22 protein-coding genes are annotated in these 25,115 nt (G+C 71.7%); 16 read left to right on the forward strand and 6 right to left on the reverse strand.

All coding sequences use genetic code 11. The annotated features are described in order from the left end of the window. Positions 1-62 precede the first annotated feature (62 nt). The 4 genes from ACFOY2_RS18845 to ACFOY2_RS18860 all read left to right on the forward strand — a co-directional run bounded on the left by ACFOY2_RS18845 (position 63) and on the right by ACFOY2_RS18860 (position 4,856). A complete protein-coding gene (locus ACFOY2_RS18845; protein WP_379529353.1) occupies positions 63-1,604 on the forward strand; it encodes an AMP-binding protein in 1,542 nt (513 codons plus the stop codon). Positions 1,605-1,687: 83 nt separating this feature from the next. Further along, the gene (locus tag ACFOY2_RS18850; protein ID WP_379529354.1) at positions 1,688-2,884 is read left to right on the forward strand and encodes a cytochrome P450; all 1,197 of its coding nucleotides are present in this window, start codon (positions 1,688-1,690) and stop codon (positions 2,882-2,884) included. Between the two features lie 32 nt (positions 2,885-2,916). After that, positions 2,917-3,549: a TetR/AcrR family transcriptional regulator gene (locus tag ACFOY2_RS18855; protein WP_379529355.1), complete on the forward strand. Its 633-nt coding sequence runs from the start codon at positions 2,917-2,919 to the stop codon at positions 3,547-3,549. Between the two features lie 101 nt (positions 3,550-3,650). After that, positions 3,651-4,856, forward strand: a complete 1,206-nt coding sequence (locus ACFOY2_RS18860; RefSeq protein ID WP_379529356.1) for a sialidase family protein — start codon at positions 3,651-3,653, stop codon at positions 4,854-4,856. Between the two features lie 10 nt (positions 4,857-4,866). Here ACFOY2_RS18860 and ACFOY2_RS18865 read toward each other — a convergent pair whose 3' ends face one another. The 5 genes from ACFOY2_RS18865 to ACFOY2_RS18885 form a co-directional block, all read right to left on the reverse strand. Next, positions 4,867-4,998 (reverse strand): hypothetical protein, encoded by a 132-nt coding sequence (locus ACFOY2_RS18865; RefSeq protein ID WP_379529357.1) that lies wholly within the window; start codon positions 4,996-4,998, stop codon positions 4,867-4,869. A gap of 177 nt (positions 4,999-5,175) precedes the next feature. Further along, on the reverse strand, positions 5,176-6,102 hold the full coding sequence (locus ACFOY2_RS18870) for a hypothetical protein (protein WP_379529358.1): 927 nt from the start codon (positions 6,100-6,102) through the stop codon (positions 5,176-5,178). Beyond that, a complete protein-coding gene (locus ACFOY2_RS18875; protein ID WP_379529359.1) occupies positions 6,095-6,847 on the reverse strand; it encodes an ATP-binding cassette domain-containing protein in 753 nt (250 codons plus the stop codon). The genes ACFOY2_RS18870 and ACFOY2_RS18875 overlap by 8 nt, the downstream gene beginning before the upstream one ends. Then, positions 6,844-7,836 (reverse strand): ABC transporter permease, encoded by a 993-nt coding sequence (locus tag ACFOY2_RS18880; protein ID WP_379529360.1) that lies wholly within the window; start codon positions 7,834-7,836, stop codon positions 6,844-6,846. Before ACFOY2_RS18880 ends, ACFOY2_RS18875 begins: the two co-directional genes overlap by 4 nt. Beyond that, the gene (locus tag ACFOY2_RS18885) at positions 7,833-8,828 is read right to left on the reverse strand and encodes a sugar ABC transporter substrate-binding protein (RefSeq protein ID WP_379529361.1); all 996 of its coding nucleotides are present in this window, start codon (positions 8,826-8,828) and stop codon (positions 7,833-7,835) included. The genes ACFOY2_RS18880 and ACFOY2_RS18885 overlap by 4 nt, the downstream gene beginning before the upstream one ends. Before the next feature lie 160 nt (positions 8,829-8,988). Between ACFOY2_RS18885 and ACFOY2_RS18890 the strand changes: the two genes are divergently transcribed. The 11 genes from ACFOY2_RS18890 (at position 8,989) to ACFOY2_RS18940 (ending at position 21,477) form a co-directional block, all read left to right on the forward strand. Continuing rightward, positions 8,989-10,671: a thiamine pyrophosphate-binding protein gene (locus tag ACFOY2_RS18890; protein ID WP_379529362.1), complete on the forward strand. Its 1,683-nt coding sequence runs from the start codon at positions 8,989-8,991 to the stop codon at positions 10,669-10,671. 2 nt (positions 10,672-10,673) lie between these two features. After that, positions 10,674-11,858 (forward strand): CaiB/BaiF CoA transferase family protein, encoded by a 1,185-nt coding sequence (locus ACFOY2_RS18895; RefSeq protein WP_379529363.1) that lies wholly within the window; start codon positions 10,674-10,676, stop codon positions 11,856-11,858. Between the two features lie 34 nt (positions 11,859-11,892). Beyond that, the gene (locus tag ACFOY2_RS18900; protein ID WP_379529364.1) at positions 11,893-12,600 is read left to right on the forward strand and encodes a GntR family transcriptional regulator; all 708 of its coding nucleotides are present in this window, start codon (positions 11,893-11,895) and stop codon (positions 12,598-12,600) included. Then, the gene (locus tag ACFOY2_RS18905; RefSeq protein ID WP_379529365.1) at positions 12,597-14,099 is read left to right on the forward strand and encodes a xylulokinase; all 1,503 of its coding nucleotides are present in this window, start codon (positions 12,597-12,599) and stop codon (positions 14,097-14,099) included. The genes ACFOY2_RS18900 and ACFOY2_RS18905 overlap by 4 nt, the downstream gene beginning before the upstream one ends. Before the next feature lie 106 nt (positions 14,100-14,205). Next, positions 14,206-15,531, forward strand: coding sequence for an MFS transporter (locus ACFOY2_RS18910; RefSeq protein ID WP_379529366.1), 1,326 nt, complete (start codon positions 14,206-14,208; stop codon positions 15,529-15,531). Continuing rightward, a complete protein-coding gene (locus ACFOY2_RS18915; protein WP_379529367.1) occupies positions 15,528-16,499 on the forward strand; it encodes a hypothetical protein in 972 nt (323 codons plus the stop codon). Before ACFOY2_RS18910 ends, ACFOY2_RS18915 begins: the two co-directional genes overlap by 4 nt. Further along, positions 16,496-17,641, forward strand: coding sequence for a CaiB/BaiF CoA transferase family protein (locus ACFOY2_RS18920; protein ID WP_379529368.1), 1,146 nt, complete (start codon positions 16,496-16,498; stop codon positions 17,639-17,641). Before ACFOY2_RS18915 ends, ACFOY2_RS18920 begins: the two co-directional genes overlap by 4 nt. 121 nt (positions 17,642-17,762) lie before the next feature. Then, positions 17,763-19,520, forward strand: a complete 1,758-nt coding sequence (kstD, locus tag ACFOY2_RS18925; protein ID WP_379529369.1) for a 3-oxosteroid 1-dehydrogenase — start codon at positions 17,763-17,765, stop codon at positions 19,518-19,520. 71 nt (positions 19,521-19,591) lie between these two features. Further along, positions 19,592-20,140, forward strand: a complete 549-nt coding sequence (locus tag ACFOY2_RS18930; RefSeq protein ID WP_379529370.1) for an RNA polymerase sigma factor — start codon at positions 19,592-19,594, stop codon at positions 20,138-20,140. Beyond that, complete coding sequence (locus tag ACFOY2_RS18935; RefSeq protein WP_379529371.1) at positions 20,137-20,982, forward strand: hypothetical protein; 846 nt, start codon at positions 20,137-20,139, stop codon at positions 20,980-20,982. The genes ACFOY2_RS18930 and ACFOY2_RS18935 overlap by 4 nt, the downstream gene beginning before the upstream one ends. A gap of 66 nt (positions 20,983-21,048) precedes the next feature. Further along, a complete protein-coding gene (locus tag ACFOY2_RS18940; protein WP_379529372.1) occupies positions 21,049-21,477 on the forward strand; it encodes a MarR family winged helix-turn-helix transcriptional regulator in 429 nt (142 codons plus the stop codon). 4 nt (positions 21,478-21,481) lie between these two features. Here ACFOY2_RS18940 and ACFOY2_RS18945 read toward each other — a convergent pair whose 3' ends face one another. Next, positions 21,482-22,783 carry a mannitol dehydrogenase family protein gene (locus ACFOY2_RS18945; protein WP_379529373.1) on the reverse strand — a complete coding sequence of 434 codons (1,302 nt, stop codon included), beginning with the start codon at positions 22,781-22,783 and terminating at the stop codon, positions 21,482-21,484. A gap of 289 nt (positions 22,784-23,072) precedes the next feature. On the opposite strand from ACFOY2_RS18945, the gene ACFOY2_RS18950 reads away from it, so the two are divergent. Beyond that, positions 23,073-25,103: a WD40 repeat domain-containing protein gene (locus tag ACFOY2_RS18950; RefSeq protein WP_379529374.1), complete on the forward strand. Its 2,031-nt coding sequence runs from the start codon at positions 23,073-23,075 to the stop codon at positions 25,101-25,103. Positions 25,104-25,115 lie beyond the last annotated feature (12 nt).

The following is a 25,115-nucleotide window of genomic DNA, read 5'->3' on the forward strand; positions in this document are numbered from 1 at the left end:
GATGTGATGGAGATCACGGGATCGTACGATCGAGACAGCGCCCACGCGTCCCGGGAGGGTCGATGCCCGCTCTGTCCTTCGAGCCGATGACCCCGACGAGCTTCCTCGAACGTTCCGCGACCGTGTTCGCGCACCGGCCGGCGGTCGTGGACGGCGATCTCCTGCTCACCTACGCCGAGTTGTGGGAACGCGTCCAGTCGCTGGCCGGAGGGCTGGCCGCGGCGGGTGTGCGGCCGGGTGACCGGGTGGCGGTGCTGGCCGCCAACGGCCACCTGCCGTTGGAGGCGGTCTTCGGCATCCCGGCGGCCGGCGCCGTCATGGTGCCGATGAACATCCGCCTGTCCTCCGGCGAGCTCGCCTACATCCTCGACCACGCCGAGGTGTCGCTGCTGCTGCACGACGACGAGCACGCCCCGCTCGCCCGCGCGGCCTCGGCGGCCAGCGGGGCGCGCCCGCGCACGGTGCCCTCCCGCGAGTACGAGGCGCTGATCGCCGGCTCGCCGCCGCTGCTGGTCAGGGTGGAGGACGAGTTGTCGCCGCTGTCGATCAACTACACGAGCGGGACGACCGGCCGTCCGAAGGGCGTCGTCTACCACCACAGGGGCGCCTATCTGCAGGCGCTGGCCATGGCCATGCACACCGGGCTGAACGCCTCCAGCGGCTACCTGTGGACGCTGCCGATGTTCCACTGCCACGGCTGGTGTTTTCCCTGGGCGGTCACGCTGGCAGGGGCGCGCCACGTCTGCCTGCGCAAGGTCGAGTCGGCGTCGGCCTGGCGGCTGATCGGCGAGCACCGCGTCACCCACCTGTGCGGGGCCCCGACGGTGCTGACGTCGCTGCTGGCCCATCCCGACGCGCCCGCCGAGGCGTTGGAGCCGCGGCTGCTGGCCTGCGTCGGCGGCGCGCCGCCGAGCCCGGCGCTGCTGGGACGGGCGCTGCGGGCGGGCGTCGAGGTGATCCACCTGTACGGGCTGACCGAGACCTACGGCCCGGCCGTCATCTGCCAGCCGCAGCCCGAGTGGGGCGGCCTCGGCGCGGAGGACCTGGCCGCGCTGACCGCACGGCAGGGCGTGGCCAACGTGATCGCCCAGCGGGTGCGGGTCGTGGACGAGGACGGCGCCGACGTGCCCGCCGACGCCACCACGATCGGCGAGATCGCGGTCCGCGGCAACGACGTCATGCTGGGCTACCACCGCGACCCGGAGGCGACCGCCAAGGCGGCGCCCGACGGCTGGTTCCGCACCGGCGACCTGGCCGTCATGCACGCCGACGGCTACCTGCGGCTGGTCGACCGCGCCAAGGACGTGATCATCTCAGGCGGCGAGAACATCGCCTCTGTCGAGGTCGAGAACGCGCTGATGAGCCATCCGGCGGTGCGGGAGGCCGCGGTCGTCGCCAGGTCCGACGCGTATTGGGGCGAGGTGCCCGTCGCCTACGTGAGCCTCGCCGACGGGGCAGGCGCCGCCGAGGACGAGCTCATCGAGCACGTACGCGCCCGGCTTGCGCACTTCAAGGCGCCGAAAGCCGTCTTCTTCTGCGAGTTGCCGAAGACCTCAACGGGAAAGGTCCAGAAGGCTGTCCTGCGCGAACGCGCCGCGCGCTGACCTTCTCGCTCACCCGCCCAAGTGATGGGCTACTCTCGTTTTTGAAGGGCGTTTTCGGCACATCGGCCTCTCCAGGAGATGACATGAGCGATCCTGTGACCCTGCCCCTGCATATGCGACGCACAACGTTCGACCCGGTCCCCGAGCTCGCGAAACTCCGCGACGGGGCAGGCGTCGAGCGGGTGTCCACCCCGTTCGGGCTCGACGCCTGGCTCGTCACCCGCCACTCCGACGTCAAGGAGATCCTCGGGGACGCCGAACGGTTCAGCAACAAGCGCCCCTCCCACCTCCCGGCGCCCGGCATGGAGGACCTGAGCCCCGAGCAGATCGCGAAGATGCAGGCGGGCAACCTGCTGCTGTTCGACCCGCCCGAACACAGCCGCCTGCGCAGGATGCTGACCCCGGAGTTCACCATGCGCAGGATGCGCCGGCTGGAGCCGCGCATCCACGACATCGTCAACGACCACCTCGACGCCATGGAGCGCAGCGGCTCGCCGGTCGACCTGATCCAGACCTTCGCGCTGCCCATCCCCTCCCTGGTGATCTGCGAGCTGCTCGGCGTCCCGTACGAGCACCGCGAAGACTTCCAGCGGCGCACCAACACGCTGCTCGACATCTCCAAGCCCCCCAAGGAGCGCACGGCGGCCTCGCTGGAGTCGCGCGCCTACATGTCCGAGCTGGTCTCCCGCGCCAAGGCCGAGCCTGGCGAGGACATGCTGGGCATGCTGGTACGCGAGCACGGCGACGACCTGTCGGCCGACGAGCTGGCCGGCGTCTCCAACCTGCTGCTCCTGGCCGGTCACGAGACCACCTCCAACATGCTCGGCCTCGGCACCCTGGCCCTGCTGCGCCACCCCGACCAGCTCGAACTGCTCATGAAGGAGCCCGAGCGGATCGGCGCCACCGTGGAGGAGCTGCTGCGCTGGCTCAGCATCGTGCACTCGGGCGTGATCAAGGTGACCACCACCGACGTCAAGGTGGCGGGGCGGCACATCCCGGCCGGCGAGCTGGTGATGCTGGCGCTGCCCTCGGCCAACCGCGACCCGGAGTTCATCTCCGACCCCGAGCGATTCGACATCTCCCGCGGCGAGATGGGCCACGTCGCCTTCGGCCACGGCGTTCACCACTGCCTGGGCGCGCCACTGGCCAGGATGGAGCTGCGCATCGCCTTCCCCGCCCTGTTCGAGCGTTTCCCCGGCCTGCGCGAGAGCGGCGCTCCCGCCGAGTTCCGCTCCTTCCACATCGTCTTCGGGCTGACCAGCTTCGAAGTCGCCTGGTGAAGTGGGTGCGCGTCGGCTGCTAGCGTTCACGTGTGCACGAGCAGCGACAGCGAGCCGACGCGCTGCGTAACGCGGACAAGATCGTCCGGGCCGCCATCGCGAGTCTGCGCGAGCATGGCCCGGACGTCTCACTCGACGAGATCGCCCGGCACGCCGGCATCGGCAGCGCCACCGTCTACCGCAGGTTCGGCGACCGCGACGGCGTGATCAGGGCCGCCTTCCAGACGTACTTCGCGGAAGAGGTCGAACCGCTGGTGCTGGCCGCCCGCGACGCCGACGACGCGGGACGGGCGCTGACCGAGGCGCTGACCGCCGTGGTCGAGACCCTCGCGGCTCACCACGGGCTGCTGCGGGCGGCGAAGGTGTCGGGCGCGTTCACCATCGACATCGCCGTGCGCTTCATGGGGCCGCTCGGCGTCGTGCTGGTCAGGGCCCAGCGAAAGGGCGAGGTGCGCCACGACCTGATCGTGCGCGACCTGGCCGCCATCGTGGTCATGGTGCTGGCCACCACGCATCCGGGCGACTCCGATTGCGGCGACGCCCGCCGCTACCTGGCGCTGCTGCTGTCGAGCCTGCGTCCGTCGGCCGACGAACTGCCCGCCCCCTCCGCCAGGCCGCACCACATCCTCGACTCCTCCGGGGCGCAGGAAGAGATCGGCCCCTGATCCGGCGTCGGTAGGACAAGAACCGGCGACTCCGTGTCATAGATCACAGTCGCCGATGGTGAGAGCATGTGGCCGTCCCGAACCGGCTATCGGAGGCATTCATGCGCTTATTTCGGACGTTCGGTGCCGCGATGGCGGCGGTGCTGGCCGTCGTCATCTCCGCCTCTCCCGCCGCCGCCGCGCCACAGGCGCCGACGTACCGCTTCAACAAGAAGACTCTGTGGAAGTCGAGCGGTGACCCGGCGACCTGTTACCGGCTCCCGGCGGTCGTGAAGACCAAGAAAAACGTGCTGCTCGCCTTCGCCGAACGGCGCAACAGGAACGACTGCAGCGATTACGGCGCGTTCGACATCGTCATGCGGCGCTCCGTCGACGACGGCCAAGAATGGCAGGACAGCAAAGTCGTCCTGGCCAGCGAGCCGGGGGCGATGCTCCAGGGCAACGCCACGGTGGTCGCTGACTCGGAGGGCCCGGTGTTCCTGTTCAGCACCTCCGAGCCGAGCGCGACCGTGCACCGGCCGCGCACGCCGAAGGTCCAGGTCAGCACCGACGACGGGGTGACGTGGTCGGAGCCGAGGGACCTGTCGAACGTCATCAAGGCCCCGGCGGGCGCGGGCGACTGGTTCGCCGTCGGCCCCGGCCACGGCATCCAGCTCACCAGGGGTGATCATGTCGGACGGCTGGTGGTGCCGGTCTACTTCACGGTGGGCACCCAGCAGAGTGTGCGGCTGATCTACAGCGACGACCACGGCGCCACGTGGAAGACCGGGGCGACTGCGACGTACAACAAGGACACGACGCTGGAGTTGGGCGAGCAGACCCTGGTCGAGCAGGCCGACGGCAGCATCCTGGTGATCGCCCGCAACAACCGGGTCGACAACCCCGCGACCTCCGTGCGCGGCATGGCCCGCGGCGTCAGCAAGGACGGCGGCGAGACGTTCGACGGCGCCTTCCGCGTCGACGGCGCCATCATCGCGCCGCCCACCCACCCCGCCCTGCTGCGCCAGCGCTGGCCGGAGCAGAGCTACAGCCGCATCCTGCTCTCGGCCCCCGCGACCCCCAAGACGAACAACAACGCCAAGGGCATGAACGTCCGCTCCTCCTTCGACGAGGGCGCGACCTGGCAGAACTGGAACAACAAGGTCGACAACTCCGGTATCCAGATTGACGACCACCATGCCGGATATTCCGACATGGTGCTCATCGGCAACGGCGCGATCGGCGTCCTGTACGAGGCGGGCGAGAGCAGATTCCGTGACGAGATTCGCTGGAACTGGTTCTGGGAGAGCGCGATCGGGCTACGCTGAGCCCTGACGTTCACAACGACACCGGGCAGGCGGCCCAGCCCACCGTGCTGAGCCGTCTGTCCGCCCGCCGCACCCACACCTCCAGCTCGGCCGTGCGCCGCCCGTCCGCCCCCGTGGTCACGGCGGTGACGACGCCGCCCACGCTGAGCGGCTCGAACCGGGATGCGCCGCGCCTCGGCCAGGGCCAGCGCCGCCCGGCCCGCGCCTGACCTGTTGAGCCCCCGGGTGACCGGCGAGATCGACGAGTCTCGCCCCTACGCCGTCACGGCCACCGGCGGCGTCGAGCCGGGCACGCCGCTGCGCCCGCTGGAGAAGGTCATCACGCAGGAGCAGGCGTCGGTGTTCTCGCGGACGGGCGAGTACGTGCGCAACATCCACAGTGACCTCGACGTCGCCCGCGCGGCGGCTCGAACACGGCGACCGGCTGGACGAACTTGCACCTGATCCACCCGTCCGTCAGCCACGCCGGGCCGAAGAAGCCGGTGAGCAGGTCCAGGATCAGGCAGCACTGCTGCTGCCCCTGCACGATCGGGATCGCCAGCCCCGCCGCGCGGGCGACGTCGAGGTCACTGTGGATGTTGCGCACGTACTCGCCCGTCCGCGAGAACACCGACGCCTGCTCCTGCGTGATGACCTTCTCCAGCGGGCGCAGCGGCGTGCCCGGCTCGACGCCGCCGGTGGCCGTGACGGCGTAGGGGCGAGACTCGTCGATCTCGCCGGTCACCCGGGGGCCGCTCCCGCCGCCGCTGCCCCGGCCCGCGACCTCGCCGGGCACCGTGCGCAGGATCTCCACGCCGCGGTGGCGCACCAGCGTGCGCCCGTCCTCTCCGTGGGCCTCCGCCTCCATCACGACGTAGCCCTGGCCGCGTCGCTCGTAGGCCTCCACGTACCGGCCGCGCAGCGTGACCTGCTCGCCCACCCGTACCGGCGAGCGGAACCAGAGCTGCTCCTCGGTGTGCAGCCCGACCGTGCGGCTGGCGGCGTACTTGGTGGTGAAGAGCTGCACCAGGTCGTTGGTGAGCAGGCCCGCCTGCCCGATCCGGTGGCCGAACGGGCTGTCGCCGAAGTGCCAGGGCCGGTAGTCGTCCTGGGTGAAGGCGAACCGCTTGACCTTGTGGTCGTCCACGACGATCGTGACCGGGCCGAAGTCCTCGGGGATCTCCAGGTTCTCGAAGATCGGCTCCTTCAGCCCGGCCTCGGGGTCGACGCCCTCGGCCCGCGCGGCCGGGTCGGTCAGGTCACGCATGATGCCTCTCCTTGGCTCCGGTGATCAGGGCGACGATGTCGTGCTCGGTGACGCCGTCCGCGGGCAGGTCGGCCGCCTTGGCGCCCTTGCGCAGCACCACGATCCGGTCGGCCAGCCGCATCACCATGGGGATGTCGTGGCTGATGAGCAGGATCGCGGCGCCGTCGCCGCGCAGGTCGCCGATCGTGGCGACGACCCGTTCGCTCTCCTGCACCCCCAGCGCGGCGGTGGGCTCGTCGAGCAGGACGAGCCTGCGCCGCCACAGCCGGCACCGGGAGATCGCGACCGCCTGCCGCTGGCCGCCGGACAGCTGGGCCACCTTGGCGTCCGGCGGCGGCACGTTCACCGACAGGCCGCCCAGCGCCTGCGCCACCTCGGCGGCCATCCGCCGCCGGTCCACGCGCCGCCACGGGCCCCAGCCGAGGGTGGGTTCGCGGCCGAGGTAGATGTTCTCGGCCACGGTCAGGTTCTCGCACAGGCCCAGGTCCTGGTAGACGGTCTCGATGCCGAGGTCGCGGGCGGTGGCGGGGGAGTGGGCCGCGACCGGGCGGCCGTCGCAGGAGATCGTGCCGGCGGTCGGCTGGATGACGCCGGACAGCGCCTTGACGAACGTGCTCTTGCCGGCGCCGTTGTCGCCCACGAGCGCGACCAGTTCGCCGGGGTTGATCTCGAAGTCGACGCCGCGCAGCGCGTGCACGGCCCCGTAGCGCATCTCCAGCCCCGTGGTGCTCAGCAGCGCCGTCATGTCCGCCTCCCGAATCCCGTGCCGCGCTGCCGCAGCCCGCTCCACAACACCGCGCCGATCACGACCAGGCCCTGGCAGATCAGGAACACATACGACGACACGCCGATCAGCGTCAGCCCGTTGCCCAGCACCGAGATGAACAGGATGCCCAGCGCCGTCCCCGCCAGCCGGCCCGTGCCGCCGAACAGGCTCACGCCGCCCACGACCACGCCCGCGATCACGTTCAGCTCCATGCCGCGGCCGATCGTGGCGTTGCCGGAGTCGAGCTGCGCGGCGTACAGCAGGCCGCCGAGCACGGCCAGGCACTGGACGACGACGAACGTGCTGACCCGCAGCGCGTGCACGTTGATCCCGTAGCGGCGGCAGGCTTCGGCGTTGCCGCCGAGCGCGTACAGGTGGCGGCCGTACCTGGTCTGGCGCAGCACCCACATGCCGGCGGCCACCGTGCAGATCATGATCCAGACCGGGGTCGGGATGCCGATCAGGCTGCCGTCCCAGAGCGGGCCGAGGCCGTCGGGGATGGGCGAGACGGTCACGCCGTCGCTGATCGTGAACGCCACACCCTGCAGCGCGGACAGCAGGCCGAGCGTGATGATGAAGGAGGGGATGTTCCAGATCACCCGCAGCAGGCCGGTGAACAGCCCGATCAGCACGCCGCCGGCCAGCACCGCGGCGACCGCGACGGGCAGCGGCAGCCCGGCCCGCACGGTCAGCACCGCGACCAGGACCGTGGTCAGGCCGACCGAGGAGCCGACCGACAGGTCGATCTCGCCGGTCAGCACCACGAACGTCTGCCCCACCGCCACGATCATCAGCACCGACATCTGCTGGAGCAGCACGGTCATGTTGGTGAGGGTGAGAAAGTTGGGCGCGACCGCGATCCAGAGCAGCACCAGCAGCACCAGCCCTGAGCCGACCCCGGCCTCGGTGCGCCAGCCAGTCAGGATCCTGCCGGGCGGTGTGAGCGCCACGCTCGCCGGTGCGGTCACTTGGCACCCGCCTTGCCCAGTTCGGCCAGGAACGCGTCGATGGCCTTGGCGTCGCCGGCCGAGTACGTCGCGGGCGGCACGCCGGTCGCCGCCGCGCCGGCGCCCTTGGCGGCCTTGATCGCCAGCGTCACGCTCTCCTTGCCCACGTCGTAGGCGTGCTGGTCGGCCACCGCCTGCACCGGCGATCCCGGCGCCCGCATGATCTGGGCGACCTGCTTGCTCATGTCGATGCCGAAGATCTTGACTTTGGACTTGTGCCGCTGGGCCGCGACGGCCGCGCCCTGCATGGCGGCACCGTTCCAGGCCCACACGACGTCGATGTCGGGGTTGCTCTGCAGCACGGTCTCGAACGCCTTGGCGCCCGCTTCCGGCGAGCCGACGGCCTCGGCCGTGGTGGCCACCTTGCCGCCGGGCACCTCCTTGAGGAAGGCGTTCTTGCGCACGGTGCCGTTGGGCTCGGTGTCGCCGGTCAGCAGCGCCATCTTGGCCCGGCCGCCCAACTCGGCGTCCACGTACTCCTTGGCCAGTTTGCCGACCGAGCGGCCCAGTTCGGCGTTGTCGACGCCGACGAAGTGGGTGAAGGTCTCCTCGCTCGCCTTGGAGTTGTACTGGACGACCGTCATGCCGTACTGGTCGGCCTTGCGCAGTGTGGCGACCGAGGCGCTGTTGTCGAGGGGCGCGATGACCAGCACGTTGTCGCCGCGCGCGTGCAGGGTGTCGACGAGCTGCGCCTCCGTGGCGAGCTGCCGGTTGGACACCTCCACGTTGATCTTCACCCCCGCCGACCGCGCGGCGTCCCGCATCCCCGCCTCGACGAGCTGCCAGAACTCCAGGTCGCGGGCGAACATGACCGCGCCGATCCTGATCTCCCCCTTCTGCGCCTTCGCTCCCGCGCCGGCGTCGTCCTCCTGCCCTGTGGAGCATCCTGCCAGCGCCACGACCAGGGCGAACAGCAGCGCGAGCGAGCGGCGGGGCGGGTCGATGGAGGGCATCGCGACCACCTTCAATCTGACTAGACAACTAGCCTTATCGTGGTTTCGGGTCAGTCTGAGGTGCCGTCGGCGGGCGCGTCAAGGGGTTGACACATCTCCGTAATTCCGTCGAAACTTCTAAATCAGTCTAGACAACCAGACAGAATGGATTTCGATCTTCATGGCTGACAAGATCACCGGTGGTGAACTCGTTGTCCGGCTCCTGGTGTCCCTGGGCGTCCGGCACGTGTTCGGCGTGCCGGGCGGGCAGACGCTCGCGATCACCGACGCGATCCTCGACACCCCGGAGGTGGACTTCGTGACCGCGCGCCATGAAGGCGGCGCCGCGGTCATGGCCGACGCCTACGGCCGGCTCACCGGCACCCCGGGCGTGTGCCTGGCCACCACGGGACCGGGCGCGACGAACCTGATCACCGGCGTCGGCGGCGCGCTGCGCGACTCCAGCCCCGTCCTCGTGATCACCTGCAACAACAACGGCGAGAACATCGACAAGGACGACGCCCAGAACGCCGACCACATCTCGCTGTTCCGCCCCCTGGTCAAGCACGGCCGCCTGGTCGCCCACGCCTCCTCGCTCCGGCAGGCCATCGAGGAGGCATACGTGCGGGCCATGACGGGCAACCCCGGGCCCGTGCACCTCGACTTCGCCCGCGACGTCATCGAATCCCTGGTGGACGAGCCTGCGGACGTGCCGCCCGCGCACCCGCTGCGCGACTGGGTCGGCCAGCGCCCACGCCCGGACGCCGCCGCCCTGGCCGCCGCCGCCGAGCGCATCGCCGCCGCCCGCCGTCCCGTGCTCTGGCTCGGCAACGGCTGCAACAGGTCAGGCGCGGGCCGGGCGGCGCTGGCCCTGGCCGAGGCGCGGCGCATCCCGGTCGTGACCACGTTCAACGGGATCGGCAGCGTGCCGACCACGCACCCGCTGGTCTTCGGCGCGCTCAGCCGCATGGGCACCAACCTGTCCACCCGCGTCGTCGCCGAATCCGACCTGGTCATCGCGGTCGGCAACAGCCTCAATGCCATCTCGACCAGCCGCTGGAGCCTGCCGCTGCCCGAGATCGTGCAGATCGACGTCGAGCCCGCCACCGTCGGCCGCTACTACGGTTCGCGCACGCTCGGCGTGATCGGCGACGCCAGGTTCACCCTCGAAGCCCTGGCGGAGGCACTCGACGGGCCCGTGCGGGCCGACGAGGAGTGGCTGGCCGCCCTGACCGAGGCGCGCACCCGCTGGTGGGACGACGTCCCCGAGTCCGGCGGGCAGGCCGGGCTGTCACCCGCCGGCATCGTCCGCCGCCTGCGCGAGGTCGCCCCCGAGGGCACGCTGCTCCTCCCCGACGCCGGCAATCCCGGCGTCTGGTCCTACCTGTGGGAGATCCGCGAGCCCGGCACGTACCTGAAGCCCGTCGGGTTCGGCAACATGGGCTTCTCGGTGCCCGCCGCGGTCGCCGCCGCCGTCACCGACCCTGACCGGCCGGTGCTGGTGCTGGTCGGCGACGGCTCGCTCGGCATGAGCCTGGCCGAGCTGGAGACTCTCGTCCGGGTCGGCGGCCGGGTCTGCGTGGTGGTGCTGAACGACGCCGGTTACGGCAACATCCGCCAGGAGCAGATCGTCAAGTACGGCCCCCGCACCATCGGCGTCGACTTCGGCCCCGCCGACTACGCCCAGGTCGCCGCCGGGCTCGGCCTGTCCGCCCAGCGCGTCACCGACCTGGACGAACTGGCCGCCAGGGTGAGTGAGACGCTGGCAGGGCGGACGCCCGCACTGTTCGACGTGCCGATCGACCCCGAGGTCAACGCGTGGACCTACCCGGCGTTCCGCAAGTACGAGCCTGAGGAGGGCTGAGCTTGACCGCGAACACGCCGCTGGACGGCATCAGGGTGCTGGACCTGTCGAGGTTCATCGCCGGGCCGCTGTGCTGCCAGATCCTCGGCGACATGGGGGCGGAGGTCGTCAAGGTCGAGCGTCCCGGGGGCGAGGACGCCCGCAAGCACGCCCCCTTCCATCGGGGCCAGAGCGTCTACACCATGATCTACAACCGCAACAAGCACGGCGCGACGCTCGACACCCGCCACCCGGCCGCCCGCGACCTGCTGGAGCGCCTGGTGCGGATCAGCGACGTGGTGGTGGAGAACTACCGTCCCGGCACGATGGAGAAAATGGGGCTCGGCTACGAGCGGCTGCGGGAGTTGCGGCCCGACGTCGTCCTGGTGTCGATCTCGGGGTTCGGGCAGAGCGGGCCGCAGTCGGGGCGGGCGCTGTTCGACGCGATCGCCCAGGCCACGACCGGGCTGATGAGCGTGACGGGGACCGGCGAACCCACGCTGACCGGCACGTACATCGCCGACTACGTCGCCGCCTACCACGGCGCGATGGGCGCGCTGCTGGCCCTGCTGCACCGCGAGCGCACAGGCGAGGGCCAGCACGTGGACGTGGCCTCGTTCGACGCGCTGTTCGCGGCGCTGGGCACCCGGCCGAGCGCATACGCGATGCTCGGCGAGACCAGGGGCCGCAACGGCTCGCGCGACCTGCTCACCGCGCCCGCCAACGTGTTCCCCGCCGCCGACGGCTTCGTCTACGTGCACGCCGGCACCGACCCGCTCTTCCCGCGCCTGTGCGCGGCCATGGGCCGTCCAGAACTGGCCGCCGACGAGCGCTTCCGGGGTGTGCCGGCCCGCATGGCGCACGTCGAGGAGCTGGAGAAGGCGGTCACCGAGTGGACCTCCACCCGCTCCTGCGAGGAGATCGCCGAGACGCTCACCGCCGCCGGCATCCCGTTCGGCAAGGTCGCCGAGATCCCGGAGGTCGTGGAGTCGCCGCAGGTCGCCGCGCGCGACATGCTGCTCGACGTCGAGCATCCCACGCTCGGCACGCTGAAGCTGCCCGGAATCCCGATCAAGCTCTCCGGCTCCCCCGGCGCGGTGCGCAAGCCGCCGCCCCTGGTGGGGGAGGACAACGCCTACGTCTACGGCGAACTGCTCGGCCTCGACGAGGCCGAGATCGAGCGGCTGCGTACGGAAGGCGCGATCTGAGCGGGATGATGGTGGGCGTGAGCGAGGAGGTGGCGTGAGCCCGGTCCCCATGTACGAGGTCATCTACGGTGACCTGCTGTCCCAGATCAAGGCCGGCGCGCTGGCCCCGGGCGACCGGCTGCCCAGCGAGCCCACCCTCGCCTCGCAGTACGGCGTCAGCCGCATGACCGTGCGCCAGGCCCTTGACCAGCTCGAGGCCGAGCACGTGGTGGTGCGCAGGCGCGGTTCCGGCACCTACGTGGCCCAGCCGTCCTCCACCTACCGCCGGATGAACCGGCTCGGCTCCTTCGGCGAGGAGATGGGCGTCTCGGAGGTGTCGACCGAGATGAAGTTCCAGGGCGCGGTGGTGGCTCCCGACGAGGTCCGGACCCGCCTGGGGCTCAAGCCCCGCCAGAAGGCGACCCGGCTGCTGCGGGTGCGGCTGGTGTCCGGCAGCCCGGCGGCCGTGCAGGAGTCCTGGCTGCCCTACTCCCTGGCGCCCCAGCTCGCCCGCGAGGAACTCGTCGGCGGCTCCCTCTACCGGACGCTGTTCGAACGGTGGGGGGTGAAGCTGAAGTGGGCAGAACAGACGATCTCGGCGGTGGCGGCAGACGCGGAACGGGCCGGGTGGCTGGGGGTGGCGCAGGGCAGCCCGCTCATCTGGATCACCCGGGTGGCCTTCGCCGACGACGGGACGCCGATCGAGCTGGCCCACAGCTGGACCAGGCCGGAGTTCCCGCTGCTGGCCCGGCTGGAGACATGACCTGCGCCGCCGGGGAGGCGGTCGTGTGCGCGATCGACGTCGGGACGTCCGGGACCCGCGCGGCGATCGTCAGGCCGGACGGCACGATCGTGCGTGAGCTGCGCCGCGACCACCCGCCCGCCCCCGGTGGCGGATTCGACCCGGCCGGCCGCTGGCACGCGCTGGCGGCGCTGCTGCGGGAGCTCACCGCCGGCCGGGACGGGCGGCTGGTCGCGGCCGGGATCTCGGGCCACGTCGGCTGCGTGCTCACCGGCCGGGCGGGCGAGCCCGTGATCGAGGGCGCGAGCTGGTCCGACTCGCGCGGCATCGACCTCGTCCGCCGCGCCTGGGGTGACACGTCGGCGCGCGGTGGGCAAGAGGCCACCAGGCGCGGCGGACAAAGCCGCCTGGAAAAGGCGCTGAGGGTCACCGGCAGGCCGGAGCCCAGCGGCGGCGCGGTGCCGCTGCTGGCCTGGCTGGCCGCGCGGCACCCCGAGGCCGTCCGGCGGGTCCGCTGGGCGCTCAGCCCCAAAGACGACCTGATCCTGCGCCTGACCGGCGTGGCCGCCACCGACGCGACCAGTGCCGCCTACACCCTGGGCTTCGACGTGGCGGCCCGCGACTGGGCCGCGGAGCTGATCGCCGCCGCGGGGGTGGACCCGGCCCTGTTCCCGCCCGTCCACGACGCCTCGGACGTCGTCGGCACGGTCACCGCGCAGGCCGCCGCGGCCACGGGGCTGCCGTCAGGGCTGCCGGTCGTGGCGGGCGGCCCCGACGGCACCACGGGGGCGGCGGCCGTGCTCGGCGCCAGAACCGACGTGATCGTGGACGTGGCGGGCACCACCGACGTGCTCAACCGGGTGCTGACCGACCCGGGCGGGGTGCCGGCGGGCGTCGCGGTGCTGAACCCGTACGTGCTGCCGGGCCACTGGTCGTGGGGCGGGCCGACCGGGATGACCGGCGGCGCGGTGGCCTACCTGCTGCGCCTGCTCGGCCTCGGCGAGCTGGCCGAGCCGTCTCTCACGGCGGCCATGGCGGCGCTGCCGCCGGGCAGCGACGGCCTGTCGGTGGTCCCGCTGATCAGCGGCGCGCGTTTCCCCGACTGGCGGCCCGCGGAACGCGGGGCGCTGTGGGGGCTGGACGAGCGCCACACGCCCGCGCACGTGCTGCGGGCGGCCCAGGAGGGCGCGGCCTACGTCGTCCGGGCCGGGCTCGACCGCATCGACCCGTCGGCGAGTCTGCCGGTGCTGCTGGCGGGCGGTGTGGCCCGCTCCGCCGACCTGTGCGGGCTGCGCGCCGACGTCACGGGCAGGCCCGTGCTGGCCACCGCGCGGCCCGACGCGAGCCTGCTCGGCGCGGCGCTGTTCGCCCTGGCCGGAGCCGGTGTGTACGCCGACGCGGCCGAGGCCCAGGCCCGTACGGCGGCGCCTGTGCGCCGCGTCGACCCCGACCCGGAGCGGACGGCCCGCTACGGCGAGCTCTACGAGCGCTGGTTGCGGACCCGAGCGGCACTTCCGTAGTTTTTCTACCCTATTGACATGGGGTTTCGGTCAGGTAAATTACTCCCTCATAGAGTCTAGTTGTCTAGACAGACTGCAGGACAAGGCGCAACGGGAAAGAGGCGCGATGGCCACCGACGCAGTTCCCCAAAACGCCCGCAGAGCGGCACTGGCCTCGCTCGTGGGCACCGCCATCGAGTGGTACGACTACTTCATCTTCGGTTCGGCGGCGGCGCTGGTCTTCGGCGACCTGTTCTTCCCCGGCACCAGCCCCATCGTCGGCACGCTGTCCGCGTTCGCCGTCTTCGGCGTCGGCTTCCTGGCCCGCCCGCTCGGCGGCATCATCTTCGGCCACATGGGCGACCGGGTCGGAAGAAAACGCGCCCTGGTGATCACGCTGATGATCACCGGCCTGTCCACCACCGCGATCGGCCTGCTGCCCACCGCGGAGACCGTCGGGATCCTGGCGCCGATCCTGCTGGTGGCGCTCCGGCTCATCCAGGGCTTCGGCGTCGGCGGCGAGTGGGGCGGCGCGGCCCTGGTCGCGGTCGAGAGCGCGCCCGAGGGCAAACGGGGCCGCTACGGGGCCTTCCCGCAGATGGGCAACGCGATCGGCGTGGTGCTGTCCACCCTGGCCTTCGGCGCGGCCAGCGCGCTGCCCGACGAGCAGTTCAGGGCGTGGGGCTGGCGGCTGCCGTTCCTGGCGAGCCTGCTGCTCGTCGTGGTCGGCCTGGTGATCCGTCTGCGGCTGATGGAGACCCCGTCGTTCCAGCGCATCCGCGACACCGCCCAGGTCGTGCGCTCGCCGCTGAAGGACGTGCTGGCCACGCACCGCCGCTCGCTGGTGCTGGCCACCGGCATGCGGATCTCCGAGAACGTCCTGGGCTACATCATCCTCACCTTCACCCTGTCCTACGCGACCCAGGAGATCGGCCTGGGCCGCTCCTCGGTGTTGTTCGCCACGGCGATCGCCGCGACCGTGGGCATCGGCAGCACGTTCCTGTTCGGGGCGCTGTCGGACCGGGTGGGGCGCAAACCCGTGTTCCTGTTCGGGGCCGCGTTCACCGCCGTCATGGCCTTCCCGTTCTTCCTGATGCTCAACTCGGGCAGCGCCCTGCTCGTGCTGCTCGGCATCGTGGCCTACTACGCGATCGGCGTCGGCGCGCAGTACGGCATCGAACCCGCCTACTTCGCCGAGCTCTTCGACACCCGCGTGCGCTACAGCGGCATCTCGATCGCCTCGCAGGTCGCGGGCATCATCGCCGGCGGCCTCACCCCGACCGTCGCCACCGCGCTGCTGGCCTGGGCAGGCGGCCACTACTGGCCGGTCGCGCTCTACATCATCGGCGCCGCGGTCATCACCGCCGTCGCGATCGCGTGCGCCAAGGAGACGGCCGGGATCAGCCTCGACAACGTACGGACACCTGACAGCGTAGGGAGTTCCACCGTATGACCATCACCTCTCCGGCCCTGCCCGGGGCAGGCAAGAAGGAAGCCCGCTACGAGCTGGTCGAGATCCCCGAGCCGCTCGGCCCGGTGCGGGTCGTGCTCGACGAGGCCAAGATCCGCTCGTACGCGTTCAGCCAGGACGACTACGGCTCGTGGTACTTCGGCCCCTCGCCCTTCGGCGGCCCGGTCGCGCACCCGCTGGCGCTGGCCAACGACCTGCTGTTCCTGTTCTACGACAAGTACGACGGCAACACCGCCCAGGGCCTGCACACCCACGAGCGGCTCGACTTCCACAACCCGGCCTTCGCGGGCGAGCAGGTCACGGTCACCGGCGCCTACGTCGAGAAGTACGAGCGGCGCGGCAACGGCTACGTCGTGCTCGAAGCCGAGGCCAGAGGCGAGGACGGGCGGCTGCTGGTGAGCCACCGGGGCGTGGAGATCATGCGCGTCGTGGCGGGCAACGTCGTCGGGCGCGGCAGCGCCACGCCGGGCGGGCGCAGGGTCGGCGGGCAGGCGCGTGCGGACCTGCCGGTCGCCGCCCGCGCCGCGCACGGGCTGGAGCGGCTGGCCCCGCTGCCGCCGCTGGCCAAGCGCTTCACCCAGGACCAGATGAACGTCTTCTCCTGGGCCGGGCAGCACTACTCCAACGTGCACACCAGCATCCGGCGGGCCGCCGATTCCGGGCTGGACCGCACGATCATCCAGGCCCAGCAGCAGACGGGGCTCATCACGCGGGCGATGACGGAGTTCTTCGGGGCGTCCTGGTTCACCACCGGCCGGCTCGACCTGCGCTTCGTCGCGCCGGCGTACTGCGGGGACACGCTGACCGTGCGCGGCGCGGTCCTGGAGGAGAGCGACGGGCGGCTGGAGCTGGAGGTCTGGGTGGACAAGGACGGCGGCGGCAGGACCGCGCTGGGCTGGGCGAGCGCCGCGATCGACGGCGGCGCCGAGCGTCCGGAGCAAGTTCTGTGAGCGGGCCCTTGGAAGGGCTGCGGGTGCTGGACCTGTCGCGGTTCATCGCCGGGCCGTACTGCGCGATGCTGCTCGGCGACCTCGGCGCGGACGTCGTCAAGGCCGAGAAGCCCGGCACCGGCGAGGAGGCCAGGCTGATGCGCCCGCGCGCCGGCGATGAGAGCTTCTACCTGCTGGCCTTCAACCGCAACAAACGCGGCATCACCGTGGACTTCCGCGACCAGGACGACCAGCGGCTGCTGGCCCGTCTCGCCGAGCGCGCCGATGTGCTGGTGGAGAACTTCCGGCCGGGCACGCTGGAGAAGATGGGCCTGGCCCCGGACGAGCTGCTGCGGCGCAACCCCGGCCTGATCGTGGCCCGCTGCTCCGGCTTCGGCCAGGACGGCCCGCAGGCCGGGCGCACAGGGTTCGACGCGATCGCCCAGGCGGAGTCGGGGCTGATGAGCATCTCCGGCGAGCCGGGCGACAAGCCGATGTTGTCGGGCACGTTCATGGTGGACTACTCGGCCGGCATGCAGCTCACGATCGGCGTCCTGGCCGCGCTCGCCGACCGGCGGCGCACGGGCAGGGGGCAGGTCGTGGACGTGGCGCTGCTCGACACCGCGTTCTCGCTGATGATGACCTCGGCCACCGAATACCTGATGCGCGGCGAGGAGACCGGCCAGGTCGGCAACCGCGACAGGTACGGCGCTCCCGGCAACACCTACCGCAGCGCCGACGGGTGGGTGCACGTCGTGGGCGGCAGCGACGCCCACTTCCCCCGGCTGCTGGCCGCCATGGGCCGTCCCGAACTGGCCGATGATCCGCGTTTCCGCACGCTGGAGGACCGGCTGGCCAACCGGGACGCCATCGACGCGATCGTGGGCGAGTGGACGGCGGGGCTGTCCTGCGACAAGCTCGTCGCGGTGCTGGAGGCGGCGGGCGTGCCGTGCGGCCGGGTCAACGGCGTGGCGGGGGCCGTGGGCCATCCGCAACTGCGCCACCGCGAGATGGTCGCCGAGGTCGAGCACCCGGCGCTGGGCCCCGTGCCGCTGCCCGGCGTGACCGTGAAACTGTCCAGGACGCCGGGCGCCGTCCGCCTGCCGCCGCCCCGGCTGGGTGAGCACACGGACGAGGTGCTGGCCGACTGGCTGGAGGCTTGACACCCTAACCAACCAAGCGCATGCTTCGTGAGGCGAGGGGCCGCGCGACTCGCCGTCCGCTTTCGCACGGCCGTGGCGTCAGGCGCGAGGCGCCATGGCCGCTTCCCGAAGGGATCGCCTCATGGAGTCTGTCGCGCCTTCGTCTCCCAGCCGCCGCTCGCTGCTCGTCGCCGGCGGGATCCTCATGACCGGTGCGGCGCTGGGCCAGACCCCGGCCGCCGCCGACGCCGAGTACGACGTGGTGGTCGTCGGCTCGGGGGCCGCGGGGATGACGGCCGCGCTCACCGCGGCCAAGCGGGGCCTGAGCGTCGTGGTGATCGAGAAGGCGCCGACGTTCGGCGGGTCCGCGGCCCGCTCCGGCGCCGGCATCTGGATCCCCAACAACGAGGTCATCCTGGCCGCCGGAGTCCCCGACACCCCCGCCAAAGCCGCCGCCTACCTCGCGCGCGTCGTGGGCGACACGGTGCCGTCAGCCAGGCAGCAGGCGTTCCTGGCGGCGGGACCGAACATGATCTCGTTCGTGATGCGGAACAGCCCGCTGCGCTTCCGGTTCATGGAGGGCTACTCCGACTACTATCCCGAGTTCCCCGGAGGGATGCCGGCCGGGCGCTCCATCGAGCCCGACCAGCTCGACGGCAACATCCTGGGGGCGGAGCTGGCCCGCCTCAACCCCTCCTACATCCCCGTCCCGGCCGGCATGGTCGTCTTCAGCGCCGACTACAAGTGGCTGACGCTCAGCCTGGTCAACGGCAAGGGCCTGGAGGTGGCCACCGCGTGCCTGCTGCGGGGCACGCAGGCGGCGCTGCGCGGCGAGAAGCCGCTCACCATGGGGCAGAGCCTGGCCGGCGGCCTGCGCGCCGGGCTGCTGGCCGCCGGGGTGCCCGTGTGGCTCAACACCCCGCTGCAGGACCTGCGGGTCGAGTCGGGCCGCGTCACCGGCGTGGTCAGCTCCAAGGGCCTGGTCAAGGCCAGGCACGGGGTGATCGTCGGCTCGGGCGGCTTCGAGCACAGCGCGGCGATGCGCGCGGAGTTCCAGCGCCAGCCCATCGGGACGAGCTGGACGGTCGGCGCCAAGGAGAACACCGGCGCCGGCATCGAGGCGGGCGAGCGCGTGGGCGCCGCCCTGGACCTCATGGAGGACGCCTGGTGGGGGCCCGCCATCCCGCTGCCCGACGAGTCGTACTTCTGCCTGGCCGAGCGCACCCTGCCCGGCTCCCTCATGGTCAACGGCAACGGCGTGCGCTTCGCCAACGAGGGCGCGCCCTACAGCGACGTGGTCCACATCATGTACGACCGCAACACCCCGTCTGCGCCGCACATCCCCGCCTGGCTGATCACCGACCAGAACTACCGCAACCGCTACCTGTTCAAGGACATCGCCCCGCTGCTGCCGCTGCCCGACTCCTGGTACGACGGCGGCGCCGTGCACAAGGCCTGGACCGTCGAGCAGCTCGCCGAGAAGATCGGCGTCCCGCCCACGGCCCTGCGCGGCACGATCAACCGGTTCAACACCTTCGCCCAGAACGGCAAGGACCCGGACTTCCACCGCGGCGACAGCGTCTACGACCGCTACTACACCGACCCGTCCGTCAAGCCGAACCCCTGCCTGGCACCGCTCTGGCTGCCGCCCTTCTACGCCTTCAAGATCGTCCCTGGTGACCTCGGGACCAAGGGCGGCATGCGCACCGACGCGCGGGCCCGCGTGCTGCGGGTGGACGGCTCGGTCGTCCCCGGCCTGTACGCGGCGGGCAACGCCAGCGGCGCCGTCATGGGTCACAGTTACGCGGGCGCGGGCTCGACCCTCGGCCCCGCCATGACCTTCGGCTACGTGGCGGCCAACGACATCGCCGACGCCGCCGGGCGGCCTGCGCCGCGCTGACGTCCTGTCACATCGGGAAAGATCCGGACACCTACTGTGTTGTGAGATTCCCGTATCGGAAGGACGACGACGTGGGCGCAGCCGACCCCCGGCGCCGCTTCGAAGAGCTCTACACGGAGCACTATGCGGCCGTCTCGGGCTACGTCCACCGGCGTACCGACCATCCAGACGACACCGCCGACGTGATCGCCGAGACGTTCACGACGGCCTGGCGGCGGCTCGGCGACGTGCCGGCCGGCGATGCGGCCAGGCTCTGGTTGTACGGCGTGGCCAGGCGCGTCCTGGCCAACCACCGCCGCGGCGAGTCCAGAAGGACCGCCCTGGCCCAGCGCCTGCGCGAAGAGCTCGCCGAGTGGAACGACCCGGCGGGGCGGGCCCCCGCCGCGCTCGGGGAGGCGTTCGCGCGCCTGTCCGACGACGACAGGGAGCTGCTGGCGCTGGTCGGCTGGGAGGAGCTCGGCACCGCGGAGATCGCCAAGGTGCTGGGCTGCTCGCGGATGGCCGTGCGGCAGCGCCTGCACCGCGCCCGCAAACGGCTGGCCGCCGAACTGGCCGCCCTCGATGAGGACCTCGACAGGTACGGCGTGCGCGCCGTCAAACTCGCCAAGGAGAACGCGTGAACGTCGACGAAGCCGTCCGGCGACTGGCCCCCCACCCGGGCCCCGGCCTGACCCCGGGCGCGCGGGAGATGCTGGACCAGATCATGGAGACGGAGGCCGTGCCCGCTGTTGCCAGAAGCGGCAGGAGGTGGCGCGTGTACGCCGCGCTCCCCGTCGCCGCGGCGGTCGGGGCGGCGGCCTGGGCGGTGCCGGCGCTCCTGCACACCCCGCCCGCGGCCGCGCTCGACATCAAGGAGCAGGGCGACTTCTGGATGATCGAGGTCAAGGACCTCTACGCCAACGCCAAGGTGTACGAGGACGAGCTCAAGGCGAAGGGCATCGACGTCATCCTGCGCGTGGCGCCGGTGACGCCGAGCAGGGTCGGCGAGATCATGCCCATGGCGGTCGAAGACCAGCCACCCGGCCCGTTCATCTACGCCGACCAGATCAAGACCATCGACCGGCCGGAGAAGTGCACGTGGACGCGGAGCTGCCCGGTCGGACTCATGATCGCCAAGGACTTCTCCGGCAGAGCGGAGATCATGCTCGGCCGTAAGGCCCGCACCGGCGAGAATCTCGAGGTCATCACCGGCATCGACATGTCCGGAGAGCCGATGCACTGCGTGCCCTACTACAACAAGCGCGTGCCCGAGATGCGGGTCCTGCTCAAGGAGCGCGGCCTGAGCGTCGACCAGTTCGTGGTCGGAGAGGGGGACGACTCGAAGGAAGTGGCGTCGGTGCCCGATTCGATGTACGTGACCGGGGGCTACATGGTCAAGGGCGGCATGGTCGCCGTGCGGGTCGCCGACGAGCCGATGCCCGCCGAAGTGGTCGCCGAGCAGAACAAGAAGTATCGCTGCTGAATATGTGGCTTGCCATGTATAGTCCATGGCACGCCATATAAAGCAGGACCGTGCGAAGGAACGTGTGTGAGCTCACTGCCCCGGCAGTCGTCCCTCGGCGACCAGATCAACCACCTGGCCCGGCTGCTCGGCAACGGGCTGCGGGTCAGCATCGCCGGCACCGGCGTCACGCCGGGACAGTTCGCCCAGCTCCTGGCCCTGTACGAACGGGACGGGCTCACCCAGCAGGAGCTGTGCGAACGCGTCAGGATCGACCAGTCGACGATGGCCCACACGCTCAACCGCATGCGGCGCGACGGCCTGGTCATCCGCACCACCGACCCCGACGACCGGCGGCGCTCCCGCTACACCCTCACCGAGCGGGCCCGCGCCATCCAGGCCGAGCTCACGCTCGGCGCGCGGGCGGCCAACGTGCGTGCCCTCGACGGCATCTCGCCGGAGGAGTACGAGGCCTTCATGGGCACGCTCAGCCGCATGATCTCCAACCTGGAGTGACGCTCTAAAAGTCCCGGAGGCGATCTCCTACACGGGTCCGCAGGTCGTGGTCGTCGGCGAGGGCCGGGTCGAGGAGCGCCAGCATGCGGGCGGCGGCCTCCTGAGGCACGCCGCGCGCCGCCCGCGCCAGCCGGGGGCCGAGCGGGTCGTCCGGGGCGACGCCCGCCCGCCAGCACGCGATCCACGCGGCAAGCTGCTCCACGACGACCTGCTCCACGGCATTGCCGTTGAGGAGGGGCAGCACGCGCACGCGGAGCTTCTCGGCGGCGTCGGTGGCGATCTGGGTGAGCCGGTGTTCGATGCGAGCGTTGCGAAAACGCTCCAGCACCGCCCGCTCGTAGGCGTCGACCTCGGGGGCGGGGAACGGCAGCAGCGGGCGTACGGCCTGCCACCAGGCCGTGAGGAGTTCGAGGAGCTCTGGACGGGCGATCGCCCCGGCGACAGTCCTGACGTCCTTGAGCAGGCCGGTGTGGGCCAGAAGCGTGTGGGCGCCGTTGAGCACGAGGAGCTTGCGCAGCTCGTGGCCCGCGACCTGCGAGGTCAGCACGGCCCCCGCAACCTCCCAGCGGGGGCGTTGCGCGGGGAAGGCGTCGTCGAGCACCCACTCGGCGAACGGCTCCGCCACCACGGCGGCCGGGTCGTCCACGCCCGTGAGCGCGCGCACCTGGGCCAGATCCTCGGGCGTGGCCGCGGGCGTGATCCGGTCCACCATCGAGGAGACGAACCCGACGTTCCCGCGCACCCACTCCGACCGGCCCGGCACCGCTTCCAGCATGCCGAGCACCGCCCGCTCTGCGAGCCGCCCGTTACCGCGCAGGTTGTCGCAGCCGACCACCGCGACGGGCGCGTCGGGGGCGCGGTCGGCGCGCGCGAGCAACCCCTGGGCGAGGCGGCCGGGAGCGGTCCGCGCGGGCGCGCCGAACGGGGCGGTACGCAGCAGTTCGACGTCGGCGCGGACGTCGGCGTCGTCCAGATCCAGGGAACCGGACGGGGTCAGGCGATAACCCTTCTCGGTGACGGTCACCGTCACGACATGCGTCGAGGGGGACGCGCACGCCTCAAGCCAGGCCGCCAGATCGGCGCCGACGTGCACCCCGGCCAGGACCTCCACGCGTTCGGCCGCGTCGTGATCGGGGTGGCGGGTCAGGACGTGGTAAGCGCCACCATGTCGGCTGAGCAGACGCGCGACACCGGGCCCGCGACCCGTGAAGCCGATCATGCGCCAGCCGGTGTGCCGGGTGTACCAGGCCGTGTGCGAACGGGCGAACGCACCGAGACCCAGGTGGACGACGTACCGATCAGTCACTCCGCGCCTCTTTCCTGGAACGCCGCGACGTCACTCATCCGGTCACCGCGGCATCTGCCTCGGGCGGACATCCTCGGCTGGGGATCATGAACCCCTTCCTACCAGAGCACCGAGGTCAGTCGGGCAGGGGACCGAGGGGGCGGGTCAGGCGGATGGTCTCCTCCTTGTAGCCCAACGGACACCACACCGACCACCTCGCCGCCGTCCTCGGCCACGAACACCGCTCCACGCTGCTCCTGTGCGGCCGGAAGCTCGGAACCAAGGAGCCGGGTCCGGCATCCAAACCAGCATGATCTCGATCGCCCGCCGTCTGACGGAGTTCATGGCCGTTGGCATGTGCCTGTCGCTGCTGGGTGGCTCAGGTGCGTTGTCCGGCGACACACCCCGGGCGTGGCCCACGCCAGGCGTCTGCCCGCCGCCCCACCCGGCCGAGCCCACGCTCGGCCGGGCGGTTCCCTTGTCCGCGGGCGGCCACGGCGACGTCAACACCGTCGGCTTCGGCCGGTTGGGCGGACGGCCCATCGCCGTCACGGCGGGTGCCGAGGGCACGGTCAGGTTCTGGGGGCTTCCGGGCTTTCAGCCGGCGGCGGAGCCTCTGGAGGGCACTGCCGCCGCCTTTGTCGATCTGGGCGGCCGTTCCGGCGTCCTGACGTCGGGCGAATACGGCACGCGGTTGTGGGATCTGGCCGCACGTACGATCCTGCTGCGCTTTCCCGCAGGTTCGGCCGTCTTGCCCGGCTCCTACCGGGGCGTCCCTGTCCTGTTCGCGGGCGGCGAGCGCGCCGTGCGCGTCATCGATCCGGTCACCCGCCGCACCGTGCGTGAGCTCCCCGTCCCCGGCGGACGTGTGATCGCCACGGGGCGCCTGCGGGGCAAGGAGATCGCGGTGGTCGACGAGGGCGAGGAGAGCCCGATACGCGTGTGGGACCTGGCCTCGGGACGGGAGGCCGGCCCGCCGATCTATCTGGAGGAGGAGAACGCCACGGCCGACTGGGCGGCCATCACCGAGGTGCGCGGGCGCGCGACTCTCCTCATCCGCTCTTACGCCGGCGTTCGCAGCTTCGATCTGGCGACCGGAAAGAGCGGGCCCCACCTGCGCGTCAACGACGATGAGACCGCGCAGTACACCGCCTCCACCGTGCTCACCGGCACCGCGCCGGCCACGCTGGCTCTGGGCTTGGCGGCCGAAGGAAGCGAGGCCGTCATCGCCGTCCGCGAGCTCGGCGGACGCTCCACGGGCACGCTGACCGGCCACGACGACGTGGTGACCGCGCTGGCCACCGGAACGCTCGACGGCCGGCAGGTCCTGCTGAGCGGCAGCGCGGACAACAGCGTCCGGCTCTGGGACGTACGCACGCGCAAGCAGATCGGCCGCCAGGAGCCCGCCACGGTGATGGATCGGGTCGTGGCGGCCAGGCCCGTCGAGGTGGACGGGCGGCAGGTGGTGGTGAGTTCGGAGAAGAACGGCACGCTGCGTACCTTCGACGCCGCCACCGGCCATCCTGCGGGCCTGCCCGCCCGCCACCCGGTCCCGCCCGGCGACGCCCTGGCCCACCTGGCCGTCGCCGACCTCGACGGCAACACGGTCGCGGTCACCGCGACCCAGCGCGGCTCGATCAAGCTGTGGGACCCGCGTACGGCCACCGGCCTCGGAGCCCTGGCTCTGCCCGCACCACTCGGTCAGGACGAGCACGTGGCAGGGCTGGAGCCGGTACGGCGGGTGAGCGGAACGACGGTGTACGCCTTCGTCGCCGCGTCCGAGCCCGGCGTCGTGTACGCCTGGGACCTGCGCACGCGCCGGCTCCTGCGCACCGCCCGGCTGGAGACGGACAACCGCTGGCCCGGCGCCCGCGAACTCGCGGTCGTCGGCGGACGACCTCTGGTCTCCGCCTACGACGACCAGGGCCGGGTCAGGATCTGGGACGCCACCACGGGACGGGTGTTGTCGTCGTTCACCATGACACCACCGCCCGATTTCACCGGCCTGGGGCTCTTCGGCTGTAGTCCGGCGCTGTTCGCCGGGCGCGACCTGCAGCGCGAGACACGCGTGCTCGACCCCCGCACCGGCCGCGACCAGGCAGCGCCGATCACCGTGCCGGTTCCGAAGCGCACGGCGACGGTCCGTGGCAGAGCCATCGCGCTGGTCGCGGACTTCGCCGAGGGCACCGCGTCCGCGCAGGTCTGGGACCTCACCTCCGGGCGCGTGATCGGCAGGTCGGTGGCGGAGGTCGGCGCGCTGCCGTTGGCGGCCGGCGATCGCTACGTCGTCGCGGGCGAGCGTGGCGAGCAAGCGCTGGTGTGGCCGCTGGCCTGGCCGTGACGGCTCTGATCA

Source organism: Nonomuraea purpurea (assembly GCF_042650645.1).
Taxonomy (GTDB): Bacteria; Actinomycetota; Actinomycetes; order Streptosporangiales; family Streptosporangiaceae; genus Nonomuraea; species Nonomuraea purpurea.